Origin of the sequence: Microbulbifer agarilyticus (genome assembly GCF_001999945.1) — a bacterium.
Lineage (GTDB): Bacteria > Pseudomonadota > Gammaproteobacteria > Pseudomonadales > Cellvibrionaceae > Microbulbifer > Microbulbifer agarilyticus_A.
Map to the genome: position 1 here is coordinate 648934 of NZ_CP019650.1, position 12214 is coordinate 661147.

11 protein-coding genes are annotated in these 12214 nt (G+C 57.0%); 4 read left to right on the top strand and 7 right to left on the bottom strand.

All coding sequences use genetic code 11. The annotated features are described in order from the left end of the window. Positions 1–26: 26 nt before the first annotated feature. A complete protein-coding gene (gene parE, locus Mag101_RS02660; protein WP_077400426.1) occupies positions 27–1913 on the top strand; it encodes a DNA topoisomerase IV subunit B in 1887 nt (628 codons plus the stop codon). 93 nt (positions 1914–2006) lie between these two features. Here parE and Mag101_RS02665 read toward each other — a convergent pair whose 3' ends face one another. From Mag101_RS02665 to Mag101_RS02675, 3 genes are read right to left on the bottom strand one after another with little or no spacing between them, the layout of a single operon-like run. Then, complete coding sequence (locus Mag101_RS02665; protein ID WP_077400429.1) at positions 2007–2447, bottom strand: hypothetical protein; 441 nt, start codon at positions 2445–2447, stop codon at positions 2007–2009. After that, positions 2434–3108: a response regulator gene (locus Mag101_RS02670; protein WP_418287760.1), complete on the bottom strand. Its 675-nt coding sequence runs from the start codon at positions 3106–3108 to the stop codon at positions 2434–2436. Before Mag101_RS02670 ends, Mag101_RS02665 begins: the two co-directional genes overlap by 14 nt. Continuing rightward, positions 3108–4400: a sensor histidine kinase gene (locus tag Mag101_RS02675; RefSeq protein ID WP_077400435.1), complete on the bottom strand. Its 1293-nt coding sequence runs from the start codon at positions 4398–4400 to the stop codon at positions 3108–3110. The genes Mag101_RS02670 and Mag101_RS02675 overlap by 1 nt, the downstream gene beginning before the upstream one ends. Before the next feature lie 189 nt (positions 4401–4589). On the opposite strand from Mag101_RS02675, the gene Mag101_RS02685 reads away from it, so the two are divergent. Next, entirely contained in the window at positions 4590–5417 is an 828-nt protein-coding gene (locus Mag101_RS02685) for a DUF2306 domain-containing protein (protein ID WP_077400441.1), read from the top strand. Positions 5418–5580: 163 nt separating this feature from the next. Here the strand turns inward: Mag101_RS02685 and Mag101_RS02690 are convergent, their stop codons facing one another. Next, positions 5581–7971, bottom strand: a complete 2391-nt coding sequence (locus Mag101_RS02690) for a penicillin acylase family protein (RefSeq protein ID WP_077400443.1) — start codon at positions 7969–7971, stop codon at positions 5581–5583. A 314-nt stretch (positions 7972–8285) separates the two neighbouring features. Here Mag101_RS02690 and Mag101_RS02695 point away from each other — a divergent pair, with 314 nt between their 5' ends. Continuing rightward, positions 8286–8630, top strand: a complete 345-nt coding sequence (locus Mag101_RS02695) for a gamma-glutamylcyclotransferase family protein (protein ID WP_077400446.1) — start codon at positions 8286–8288, stop codon at positions 8628–8630. A gap of 48 nt (positions 8631–8678) precedes the next feature. Here the strand turns inward: Mag101_RS02695 and Mag101_RS02700 are convergent, their stop codons facing one another. Continuing rightward, positions 8679–9347 (bottom strand): cupin domain-containing protein, encoded by a 669-nt coding sequence (locus tag Mag101_RS02700; protein WP_077400449.1) that lies wholly within the window; start codon positions 9345–9347, stop codon positions 8679–8681. Between the two features lie 205 nt (positions 9348–9552). On the opposite strand from Mag101_RS02700, the gene Mag101_RS02705 reads away from it, so the two are divergent. Next, positions 9553–10062, top strand: a complete 510-nt coding sequence (locus tag Mag101_RS02705; RefSeq protein WP_077400452.1) for a GNAT family N-acetyltransferase — start codon at positions 9553–9555, stop codon at positions 10060–10062. Between the two features lie 79 nt (positions 10063–10141). On the opposite strand, the gene Mag101_RS02710 is transcribed toward Mag101_RS02705, so the two are convergent. Then, complete coding sequence (locus tag Mag101_RS02710) at positions 10142–11047, bottom strand: bile acid:sodium symporter family protein (protein ID WP_077400455.1); 906 nt, start codon at positions 11045–11047, stop codon at positions 10142–10144. Between the two features lie 244 nt (positions 11048–11291). Next, a complete protein-coding gene (locus tag Mag101_RS02715) occupies positions 11292–11873 on the bottom strand; it encodes a GNAT family N-acetyltransferase (protein WP_198040065.1) in 582 nt (193 codons plus the stop codon). Positions 11874–12214 lie beyond the last annotated feature (341 nt).

Below are 12214 nucleotides of genomic sequence, written 5' to 3' on the forward strand. Positions count from 1 at the left end.
GGCGCCGGCCACGGCGAACAAAATCTATGGCCAATTACTCCGCAGAAGATATCGAGGTACTGACGGGACTCGACCCGGTGAAAAAGCGCCCGGGGATGTATACCGAAACCACCCGTCCCAACCACCTCGCCCAGGAAGTGATCGACAACAGTGTCGATGAAGCCCTCGCCGGGCATGCGAAAAAGATTGAAGTGGTGTTGCACAAGGACCACTCCATCTCGGTAAGTGATGATGGCCGCGGTATGCCGGTGGATATCCACCCGGAACAGGGGCGTCCCGGTGTGGAGGTGATCCTGTCGACGCTGCACGCGGGCGGTAAGTTCTCCAATAATAATTACCAGTTCTCCGGCGGCCTGCACGGGGTGGGTGTGTCCGTGGTGAATGCCCTGTCCAAAGTGCTCGAGGTTACTATTCAGCGCGATGGCAAGGTCCACCGTATTGGTTTTCAGGACGGTGAAAAAGCCTCTGACCTGGAAGTGGTGGGCGAGTGTGGCAAGCGCACCACCGGCACCAGCGTGCGTTTCCTGCCGGATCCGAAGTATTTCGATTCCTTCAAATTCTCGGTGCCGCGCCTGCGTCACCTGTTGCGCGCTAAAGCGGTACTGTGCCCCGGTCTCAGCGTCACCTTTATCAATGAGCAGGACGGTGAGTCCGACCAGTGGTTTTATGAGGATGGTCTCAAGGATTACCTTGCCGCCGCAAACCAGGGTTGGGAAGTACTGCCGGCAGAACCGTTCGTGGGCAACTTCGCGGCGGAAACCGAAGCGGCCGATTGGGCGGTGCAGTGGCTGCCTGAAGGCGGCGAGGTTACCGCCGAATCCTATGTGAACCTGATTCCTACCGCGCAGGGTGGTACCCATGTGAACGGCCTGCGTGCGGGCCTGCTGGATGCCATGCGCGAGTACTGCGAAATCCGCAACCTGTTACCCCGTGGGGTAAAACTGGGTCCGGAAGATATTTGGAACCAGTGTTCTTACGTGCTTTCTGCCAAACTGGCTGACCCACAGTTTTCCGGGCAGACCAAGGAGCGTTTGAGCTCCCGTGAAGCCACCGCATTTATCTCTGGTGTGGCCAAAGATGCATTCGGCCTGTGGTTGAACCAACACACCGAAGACGGCGATAAACTTGCTGAGCTGTGTATCAGTAATGCACAGAAACGTTTGCGTTCGGCGAAAAAGGTTGCGCGGAAGAAAGTGACTCAAGGCCCTGCACTGCCGGGCAAGCTCGCCGATTGTTCCAGCGGTGATACCAATCGCTCCGAACTGTTCCTGGTGGAGGGGGATTCCGCGGGTGGTTCCGCCAAGCAGGCGAGGGATCGCGAATTCCAGGCGATCATGCCACTGCGCGGTAAGATCCTGAATACCTGGGAAGTGGACTCCAGTGAAATCCTCGCCAGCCAGGAAGTGCATGATATTGCCGTGGCGCTGGGCGTGGATCCGGGTAGCGACAACTTGGAAGGCCTGCGCTACAACAAAATCTGTATCCTCGCGGATGCGGACTCCGATGGTCTGCACATTGCCACCCTGTTGTGTGCACTGTTCCTGCGTCACTTCCGCCCGCTGATTACTGCCGGCCATGTGTATGTTGCCATGCCGCCGCTGTTCCGTATCGATATCGGAAAGGAGGTCTACTACGCCCTCGACGATGCCGAGCGCCAGGGTATTCTCGATCGCATTGCAGCAGAAAAAAAGAAAGGCAAAATTCAGGTAACGCGATTCAAGGGGCTGGGTGAAATGAACCCGCTGCAGCTGCGCGAAACCACCATGGACCCGAACACCCGTCGTCTGGTGCAGCTGTACATTGAGTCTGGTGACGACAGCAACCAGTTGCTGGATATGCTGCTGGCGAAAAAGCGTGCGAGTGATCGCAAGCAGTGGCTGGAAAGCAAGGGCAACCTCGCCGAGGTCGGTTAAATAACCAGTCACAAAAAAGCCCCGCATTGCTGGGCTTTTTTGTTTGCATAAATAAAAAAGAAATCGTGCTCGATGTCTGTCGCAAAAAATAGGTTAATACTTTTCTACATCCGCGATTGCAGGCCAAACCAGGCCGAAACGTATACCTGCCAATAGAATGACAAAGGAAGTTTCCAAAGCGAGAAAGGTGCCGATGGGATGCCCGGGCACGCCGCGCACCATCAGGTAAATTAAATACACTGCTGCAATCAGGTTGGCTGCGAGCGTCAGGTTGATTGCGTAATCCCGTCGCTGCCAGAGTGATTTGCACAGTAATAAATTTAGTGCCGCGGTACCGGCGAGCATTACGCCGGGCAGTATCAGCAGTAAGCGTCGGGAAATGCCAGTCGAGTCGTCGGATAGCAGTGGCCAGACGGCGACAAAATGTCCGCGGGCGCCGAGAACCAGCAGCAAACCGAGAAGCACGGCACCGACTGCTGCGAGGTTATACAGGGCGTTGCGCTGAGAATCGCGCGTTGCACTAAAAGCCGACATCGTGCTCTCCCGGGGTCGCCAAACCACATTCGTAAGCGAAGACTACTGCCTGGGCACGATCACGCAGCCCTAGCTTTGACAGTAAGCTGGAGACATGACTTTTTACCGTGGCCGCACCAATAAACAGGGCTTCGGCAATCTCGGCATTGCTTTTACCCGCGGCGATTGCCGTCAGTACTTCGCGTTCGCGGGATGTCAGCCGCTGCAGACGTTCGGCCAGGTTGCGTTCGGTTCCCAACTTTTGCGCGAACTGGCTGATCAGGCGTTGGGTGATGCCGGGGGCGAGCATGGCACCGCCCTCGGCGACCGTGCGTACCGCGTCGACGAGGGCTTCCGGCGGGATGTCTTTTAGTACAAAGCCACTGGCGCCCGCGCGCAGTGCGCGAAACACGTATTCGTCGGGATCAAAAGTGGTGAGGATGATGACTCGGCATGCTGTGTCGCCGGTTTCCAGGATGCGCGCGGTGGCTTCCAGGCCATCCATCTCTGGCATACGGATATCCATCAAAATAACATCCGGCTGCTGAGTGCGTGCGGCCTCGATCGCTTCTACACCGGTGCCGGCCTCGGCGACTACTTCAATGTCGGGCTCGTTATCCAACACCAGGGCAAAACCACGCCGCACCAGGGCCTGGTCGTCCACCACCATGACTCGCAACATCATCTTCCCCCTGTCGCTGTGGGTAATTGCGCAGTTATTTCAAATCCGCCATGAGCGAGCACCCCCGCGTGTAAGTGGCCGCCGAGCAATTCTGCACGCTCACGCATACCGGCAATACCATGTCCGGTATGAGGCCCGGAATGAGGCCCGGTACTAGGCTCGTCGCCAAATTTAGTGTCGCCGCTTGGCTCAGCGGTGCTGTGTCCATCGTCGCAAACACGAATGGATAGGCAATCGTTTTCTTTCTTTACGCTCACGTACACGCTGGCCTTCGAGCCGACATGCTTAACCACGTTGGTCAAAGACTCCTGAACAATGCGATAGGCGGCAAGCGAAACACTGGTGGGGACCGATTCCAGATCACCCTGCCTGTCGTATTCCACCTTGGGTACTACCAAGCGTACTTTTTCGATCAAGGCTGTCAGGTCATCCAGGTCCGGTTGTGGTGCGAGGGCGGCTGCATCGCTGGCGGGGCGCAACACACCGAGTAAATCCCGCATTTCTGCCATGGCCTGGCGACCTGCCGTTTCGACCGCGGCCAATGCTTCACTCGCTGCTTCGGGGTTGTTGCGACTGATCGCTCTGGCAGCGCCGGCCTGAACCGTCATCAGGCTAACCTGGTGCGCCACCACGTCGTGCATCTCGCGCGCAATGCGCGTGCGTTCCGCGGCCACCGCGCGTTCGGCCTCGGCGTTGCGTTCGCGTTCCAGGTAATCCGCCCGTTCTTCCAATAAACGCAGGTATTCGCCGCGAAAACGCAGTCGGCGACCGATGTACCAGAGCGCCCAAACCAACATCACCGTTACAGTGCCGCCGGCTGTGGGTTCAACCAGGGTGTTTTGATCGATTGCCACGAACAAGATGGCGGCAATAACCCCAATGAAAGTGGCCCGAGTATTCGCCTCATAGCGGCCGAGCGCGTAGAGAGAAAATGCCAGGGCGACGATGCCATCGACGGGCAAGCCCAGCTCCAGTATCAGCATGGCGGCAAGCACAACCGTATGCACCTGCCAGGGGTGCGTGCGACGCCACAACAGGGCGAAGCAGCCTATGAAGCCGCACTGGAAAGCCGCCACGTCCCACAGGCTTTGTAACGCGAGCACTTCGCCAGTGCGCGACCACATCAGCAGGGTTAATAACAAGGCGAGTATGGCGAGCAACAGATCGGTTAGGTGCGGCCAGCGCTCGAAGGGCCCACGGATTGGCTGCCATACCGGCCGTTTGGACAATTCTGTATGGATGTAAGAGGTGTCGGGGGTGTCCGACGTTGGTGTGTGGGGGCGCGATCTCATTTGTGCATGCTAAACCAGGCGTGGGGAGCTGTCATGAGCCTTGCGGTGGAGTCGCCAGCCGGTGCGTCTCCTCCTTTTGGGGGAGAGCAAAATCCTGCTTTTGGCGGATGTGTGGCGACCTGCAGAAGAGGATCATGCTTCGCAGTCACATTCAGTCCCAACCCAGATGTAAACACCTGGAGAAACCCCATGAACGAAGCTGTGCTCAGCCCCTCCTTGCCCAAACCTTTTGATGCCCGGCGGGCGGTCACACTTACGGTAAAAAGCTGGTTTACTGCCGCAGCGATCGGCCACGCGATTTTTGTTGTGTACATTCTCGCAGTTTTTTATCCGCCCATTGCCCTGTCCGGGTTGCACGGCCTGGAGGGGCTGCATCTGCCGGGAGGTTTTCGCGAGGGGGACACCCTGGGCAATCTGGCAGCGGTAAGCCACGTGTTGTTGGCGGTTGTTGTGATTGGCGGCGGACCTCTGCAGCTGATTCCCGCCGTACGCCGCTCCGCGCCGAATTTCCACCGTTGGTTGGGGCGCAGTTACTTATTCGCCGCCGTATTTAGTAGCATTGCCGGCCTGTACATGACCTGGACGCGGCACACCATCGGTAACCTCATGTCTCAGATCACCATATCGATTGATGGTGTGCTAATACTCGTGTTTGCCTTTCTGGCATTGCGCACGGCAATGGCTGGCCGGTTCAGCGAACATCGCCGCTGGGCTTTGCGACTGTTTATGGCGGCCAGTGCGGTATGGTTCTTCCGTGTGGCGCTGATGGGGTGGGCGATGCTCACCGGTGGCTGGGGTATCGACTGGAAATCCTTCACGGGGCCTTTCCTGTACTTTCTTGGATTTGCGCAGTACCTGCTTCCACTGGCCATGCTGGAATGGTATTTCCATTGTCAAAAGCCTGTTGCCCGGCAGCATACCCAGATTGCTTTCGTGGGCACCTTGGTACCACTGACCATTTTCATGGCCATCGGAATCTTTGCTGCGACCATGGGAATGTGGTTGCCGCGGATGTAAGCCGACAGAGCGGGCATGTCGATGAGAGGGGCTAGCTAAAAAGCTAACGCTGGCTTAGCGCAAGAGGACGTAATCACCGCAATACGGTCTTAACATCGTGATACTGCAGAGAGGGTTGCCAGCTCCTCACCAGCGGGTGGTCAGGAGCTGGACTTGGCTTGTCTTACTTAGGCGAAAGCGTCAGCGTATGAGTCACCGCTCCCGGAAGCAGCGGAGTATTTTCTGCATTGACCCAGTCGGCGTGGCCGGCGGTATAGAAATCGGAAAGTGGGTGGCCACTCTGTCCACCGGGCATAATCAGGAAGCCATCTTGTTCTTTACCCGGGCTTACTACAAAGCGCATGGACTGGCCATGCTTGGGGCGCTGCGCCAACGGCATGTAACTGTCACCGGCCTGTTCGCTCGCCGGCATATTCAAATGGTCGCCGAGGAACGCGGGCAGTGCCGAGGCCAGTGGGTGGTGCATTTGCAGCGCGTTGTGTTTACCCCAGTTTGCCTGCGCTAGCGCACCGTGTTTCTCAACCAGTTCGGACAGTACCGATTGCAACACCGAGCGCTGGAACGCGAGCCAGTTGTCAAAGCCCTCAGGTAGCCAGTGTGTTGGTTGCTGGTCACGGATCTTGGCCAGGGCGCCCTCACTGTTACTGTTGAACAGCCATACCTCATCGTGTTCCGCAGAAATCACTTCGTTGTTTACCAGGGTTTCCTGCAGCGCGCGGTTCATTGCGCGAGAGAATTCGCGCTGGTATTCGCGCGCCACGGTGTAGCCGACATCGTCAACGGCTGCCCGTGCGGTCCAGTCAGTGAGGGCTGTCAGTGCGCCGTGCTCTTCTGCGGACAAGTCTTGCAGCGACTCCATCCAGCTCAGCAGGTGGTCGCGCCAACCGGTGACGGTTTCCGCCCGGTTGTTCTGCAGCATTTCGGTCATGCGCAGTTCGTCGAAGCGCTGGGTGGCAATCAGGTCCTGCTCGATCAACCAGCCACGGGTGCCCAGGGCATAGGTGCCGCGCCCGATCTGGTCGCGCATCTTGTCCCCGACGATGCGGTTGTTTGCGGTCCAGATGTAATCCAGTTGTTCGCTGGTAATCATCGGGTAGTCCGCAGGCTGCAACCAGCCGCGCCAGGTATCGTCCACCTCCTGCCAGGGCACCAGACGCTCGCTCGGCACGCTGCCGCGCTCGGGAATACGGCCGAGAATCGTCCACAGGATTTCCCCTGCGCTGTCCGCGACCACAAAGTTAAACGGGCTGATGCCGGAGCGATGGGCGATGTCTGCAGCTTCTGCTGCGGTCACCGCATCGTCCAGGTTCAGGAACGGCAGCGGGTTCAATGCTTCCGCGTAATGTACTAGCCAGCGGTAGGCCGCACGCTGCCCATCTTCCAGTGAGACGGCAGGGCCCCAGATGGTGTTGTCGATCTCCAGCGTCAGCGGCTCTTCGCCTTTGACGAGGATGGTTTCGGTCTGGCGATCGAATGCCTGGCGGCCCTGTGGGGCTTGGTACTGGGTTTCATCGTGGTCCAGCACGATGTAGTCGGCCCAGTCACCCGCCGAGTTGGTCATGCTCCAGGCGACGTTGCCATTGGTGCCGATGGCCATGGCCGGCATACCGGGGAAGCTCACGCCGTTCATGTGTACCGCATTGCCCGCGGTATTGGTGTAATTGAGCTGCACGCGGTACCAGATATGCGGAATGGCCATACCCAGGTGTGGGTCATTGGATAACAGCGCACCACCGTGGCTGGTCTTGGCGCCGCTGATTGCCCAGCTGTTGGAGCCGTTCATGGGGCCAGGTTCGGGGGATACGGCGGCCAGCTCGTTGGTCTCGCTGGGTTCACTCGTACCGTTAATCGCAAAGGTGGCCTCAGGCGGGATTGTCGGCGTTGCATACTTGGTGCCGTCAATCGCGGTATCCCATTGGGTCCCCTGGGGCTGGATGAATTCCAGCAGGGTTTCACCGCCGGCGCGCAATAACAGGTCCCGGGCGTAATCCGATTGCGCCAGCTTGCCGGTCATCTGGATGAACATCGACATGGACACCAGCATGGACTCGGTCGGGGACCACTGTTTGGGCTCGACACGCAACAAGTGATACTCGAAAGGCTTGCTGCCGAGACTGGCGAGTCCCGCATTCACACCCTCAGCGTAGATATCCAGAATGGCGCGATCCGCGGCGGGGATCTGCGCAAGCGCTTCATCGGCGCGGCGGCGCAGCTGGTGCACGCGATATTTCTTGTCGGCTTCAACCGCGATGTTGCCAAACAGCTCTGCAAGCTCACCGCTGGCGAGACGGGAGGCCAGGTCCATTTGGAAGAAACGGTCCTGCCCGTGGGCAAAGCCCATCGCATAGGCCGCATCCAGTCGGTTGGCCGCGGTAATTACCGCGATGCCTTTGTCGTCACGGGCCAGTGTCGCCGGGGCGCCGAGACCCGAGCTCACCGCAATCTCACCGTCGAGTGTTGGCAGGCTCGCGCGCAGGGTAAAGGTGACGAAGGTGCCGATCGCGAGCACCAAAATGAACACTGCAGCGGTAAGCTGCTTCAACCAACGTGGCATGTTGAAACCTAATTATTTGTTTTGTGCGCGGTGATCATATCACCGATTTTTTAATCGGCTACCGTCGACTATATATCCACAAACAGTGTATTGGATTAGCCAACAGCGATACGTTGATTGGCGGTCATCAGCCTGCCGAAATTTATATTTTCCGTATATGTGTTTGACTGGTTGGTCAGCTGTGGGCAGGTGGTCTGGATTTATATTGGTTTCAGATGCGTGCGTGGGGCAACGTCAGGTGCTCGTTAAGATTCTATGTAAATTGCCAATAGCGAGTTGAAATGCATTGTGGGCAAATGGGGAGGCTCGGCTGAATGGAAAGATTGTTTATATATGGTTCTCTGGGGCCGGGAAGAAAGAATCATCACGTGGTCGAGGTCATACCCGGAATCTGGGAGGCGGCTACGGCCAAGGGGAAGTTGCAATACGAGGGCTGGGGTGCCGAGCTGGGCTTTCCCGGATTTGTGCCCGTTCAGGACGGTGAAGACGGCGAGGAAGTTCAGGGGTTCTTATTGTCGTCCGAAGAGCTATCTGCGTATTGGGCAATACTAGATGAGTTTGAGGGCAGCGAGTACGAGCGCATTGAGATTACGGTAAAAACAGAAAACGGAGAGATAGTAACGGCCAGTATCTATTCTCTCCGCCAGCTGAATACTTGAAGCATGCAAACCTTCACGAACGTTGTTAACCAATTAAGTTTTTACTGCTTATGACGGTAAGTGCCCGGTCTTCACATAGATCAATGCGCCATCCTCTTTCGTAAACGGGGTATGCCGACTGAAGTGCGGGCTGCGCAACCAGGAGCCTGCCGGGTAGCTGCCGTACTCGTCGTGAAAGGTGCCCTCTATTACGAAAATTTCTTCACCGCCCCAGTGTTGGTGGCTGTTGAATTGCGTATTGGGGGCCCACTTTACCAGCGCGACACGCTCGGTGCCGTATTCGTGCAGCGGCATAACTTGCAGCCCGCCTACCAGCCCCGGAAGCCAGGGTTGTGTACTGGTGTCGATTACCTTCTGCTCTTTGTCGGCTTCGTCGAATTGATGCAGCTTGACGAAAATGGTCGCGCCCTCTGCGCCAATTTTTGGTGTGTGGGAGGTGCCGATTGGGTTGCGTACGTAACTGCCTTTGCCATAGTCCCGGTGCTCATCGGAAAAGACGCCCTCCAGCACCAGGAATTCTTCACCACCCGAGTGGATGTGGGGTGAGAATGCACTGTTTGGTGCGTAGCGAACAATCGAGGTGGCTCTCGCAACCTCGTCGCCAATCCGGTCCAGCATCATGCGTTCCACACCGGGCATCGGCGATGCTACCCAATCATACTGCTCCGGGCGGACTACCACTCTTTGGGAAAAATCGGCGTTGATACGCGTTGTCATATAAGTGCCTGAATACTCAAGTTTGATCAATCTATCGCAAGTTATTGGAGGGCGGGTACAAGTTATGTGTTGATGCCATTCCGTATAACTAGTCGAGGTTTCATTATATATTAATCCGCTATTGGCAAGATGGACGCGCTGCTGCTATTCGTGATTAAAACGATACGGACGGCTGGTAAATTGGCTGTACAAAACGGTGTATCAGATGGACATAACAAAAACTCTCCAGGATTCGGTGATCGAGATCGCCAAGCTACAGGCGTCCGACTTCGATGGTTTGTACCGGGTGGCTAACGACAAGGCGCTGTGGGCAGATCATCCGGCAAAAGATCGCTATAAACGTAGTGAATTTGAAAAATGGTTTGAGTCCGCGATGGATTATGGTTCTACGCTGAAGATTGTCGATCGGACTACCGGCGAGATAATTGGCAGCACGCGGTATTACGATTATCAGCCGGAGCGGGAAGTGGCGATTGGCTATACCTTCCTTTCGCGCAAACATTGGGGTGGGGAAACGAACGGGCGCGTAAAGAAACTCATGTTTGACTATGCGTTCCAGCATGTGGAACGCATCTGGTTACACATCGGTCCCGATAATATCCGTTCACTGAAAGCGGCGGAAAAGGTCGGTGCAGTGTTTTCGCATTCGGAAACCAAGGAGCTGGCGGGGAGCTCGCTGGAATACTGTTGTTACCGCGTCGACAAGCCTGCCTGATGTTGCGGTTGATGGGTGGTGAAATACAAAAGGGGCCGGCATAAGCCGACCCCTTTTCGATATCAGTGTATTCGCGTTGTTAGGTGGGATTGAGCCGATCTTCGTAGGTGCCAGTTGCCTCTCCCTGCTTAACCACGCGGCGCCCATAGGCTACCAGCATAAAGCCGATTGGGAACATGATGACCCCGTAGATTGCCGACGGCACAGACATCTCATTGGAATGCATCAGGGTCAGCGTCACCATCAGGCCGAGAGTGCCGTTTTTAATCCCCAGCTCAGTGGCTACGGCCAATCCCTCACGTTTGCCGAGTCCCACCAGCTTCGCGCTGAGGAAGCCCAGTGCTATGCCCAGCACGTTCAGGGCAATGGTGGCGGGGCCGGCCTGTGCCATCAGGTCAAAGATACGGTCGCGCACGCCGTAAACAATGCCCACAACCAGTAACACCAGTACCAGCCCGCCGAAGATACTCACAAAACCCTCAGCGCGCTCCGCGAACGCGGGGCGCAATGCCTTGACGGTCATACCGATGGCAACCGGCAGCAGCACGATTGCGGACAGCATCAACACGGTACGCCCGAACGGCAGGGCAATCTCCTGTTGTGCGCCGTAATACAGTTGCAGCGCGTAGTTGGCGAACACCGGCAGCGTCATGATCGTAATCAGGCTGGCCGAGATGGTAAGCACAATAGACAGGGCGACATTGCCGCGCGCCAGCATGGTAAACAGGTTGGAAGTGGTGCCGCCGGGGCAGGCTGCGATGATCACAAGGCCCACCGCCATGGCCGGTGGCAGGGTCAGCGCCCACGCCAGAGCAAAGGCAATGGCTGGCATCAAAAGGATTTGGGTGATGCTGCCGAGGATTAGCCCGGCTGGCTTGACGGTGACCTGGTGGAAATCCCTGGCCGTCAGGGTCATGCCAATACCGATCATGATGATAAACAGTGAGATCGGCAGGCCGATAGAGATTAGGGGGCTCGATTCCATGGGAAACTCCGGAAATTATTATTAGCTGTTGTTATATATAGCCCAGAACAGCGTTCTTTATCGCTTGGCGTACCCTAGAAAACCCTCTGGCGGCGACAATGTCAACGGTTTCTCGCCTCGCCGGGGCGCAGTTGCCGGCCACACAAAATTGGGCCCCCGATGTTACTGGTTAGTATTGGCTAATACAGGCTAGTAACAGGGGGCCGTATATTGCATTTACACACCGTAATGGCAGAGTTAGAGATTAGTGCAGGGCCAGGCTATAGCGGACCATGGTGTAGTCGCCGGGATCGGACTTACAGGTGAAGCCCAGCTCCCTGGCCAAGTGGTCGATGGCCGAGTTGCTGGCCGAATCCAGTGAGTAGATTTCATCGAGCCCGTCCAGTTTTGCCGCCTCTACCAGGTCCTGCAGCAGGTATTTGCCCAGCCCCGAACGCTGCCAATCGTCTGCGACAACAACCGCGCATTCGCAACGGCTGCCGTCCGGGTCACAGGCAAAGTTCGCCACGCCGACTGCCTGTTGGGTACCCTCCTGAGTGGTGGTAAGGGCAATGAAGGCCTCGTGCTGGGCGTCGTTGTCACTGAGAATTTGTAACAGCTGGCGCGAGACCTGACCGATACCACCGAGAAAACGCATACGACTGCTATCGGCAGACAAACGCTCGATCAATTCCCGTTCAAGCTCTCCATCCGATGCCCGCACGGGGCGAATCAATACCTCCCGCCCATCGGCCAGCGTGTAGTGGTTTTCGTTCCAAATGGACTCCGGATCGACCTGCCTGAGCGGCGCGGGCTGCGAGTGCCCATTGCTTTTACTGACTGTCATAAACCAAACCCTCCCCATCGCACAACAAATGGATCAATAGCCACCGGGCCACGACCATCGCGCGGTGTGAGATACAGGCTACGCTGCACAGTTGTGGGCTCACAGGTTCCACGGGCTTGAGCCATGGGTCACGGGCCAGATAGTGCAAAGCGGGCGAGCGTAAAATTAAAACTAGGCAGTCCGTCGCGCTGTGGTATAGTGCCGCGGCTGGCGATATCGCCAGAAGCGTCATCTGTAGGCCGGACCATTTCCCGGCTCATTTCTAGAACACTGTTCTCATCAGTGTGCCTGAACTCTTCCTACTGAATGCCGCACCCAGCCGAATACGAATTTTCGGCCTA

Coding starts and splice junctions, on each gene's coding strand:
- parE (WP_077400426.1), top strand. CDS start 27: ATGGCCAATTACTCCGCAGAAGATATCGAGGTACTGACGGGACTCGAC.
- Mag101_RS02665 (WP_077400429.1), bottom strand. CDS start 2,447: ATGTCGGCTTTTAGTGCAACGCGCGATTCTCAGCGCAACGCCCTGTAT.
- Mag101_RS02670 (WP_418287760.1), bottom strand. CDS start 3,108: ATGTTGCGAGTCATGGTGGTGGACGACCAGGCCCTGGTGCGGCGTGGT.
- Mag101_RS02675 (WP_077400435.1), bottom strand. CDS start 4,400: ATGAGATCGCGCCCCCACACACCAACGTCGGACACCCCCGACACCTCT.
- Mag101_RS02685 (WP_077400441.1), top strand. CDS start 4,590: ATGAACGAAGCTGTGCTCAGCCCCTCCTTGCCCAAACCTTTTGATGCC.
- Mag101_RS02690 (WP_077400443.1), bottom strand. CDS start 7,971: ATGCCACGTTGGTTGAAGCAGCTTACCGCTGCAGTGTTCATTTTGGTG.
- Mag101_RS02695 (WP_077400446.1), top strand. CDS start 8,286: ATGGAAAGATTGTTTATATATGGTTCTCTGGGGCCGGGAAGAAAGAAT.
- Mag101_RS02700 (WP_077400449.1), bottom strand. CDS start 9,347: ATGACAACGCGTATCAACGCCGATTTTTCCCAAAGAGTGGTAGTCCGC.
- Mag101_RS02705 (WP_077400452.1), top strand. CDS start 9,553: ATGGACATAACAAAAACTCTCCAGGATTCGGTGATCGAGATCGCCAAG.
- Mag101_RS02710 (WP_077400455.1), bottom strand. CDS start 11,047: ATGGAATCGAGCCCCCTAATCTCTATCGGCCTGCCGATCTCACTGTTT.
- Mag101_RS02715 (WP_198040065.1), bottom strand. CDS start 11,873: ATGACAGTCAGTAAAAGCAATGGGCACTCGCAGCCCGCGCCGCTCAGG.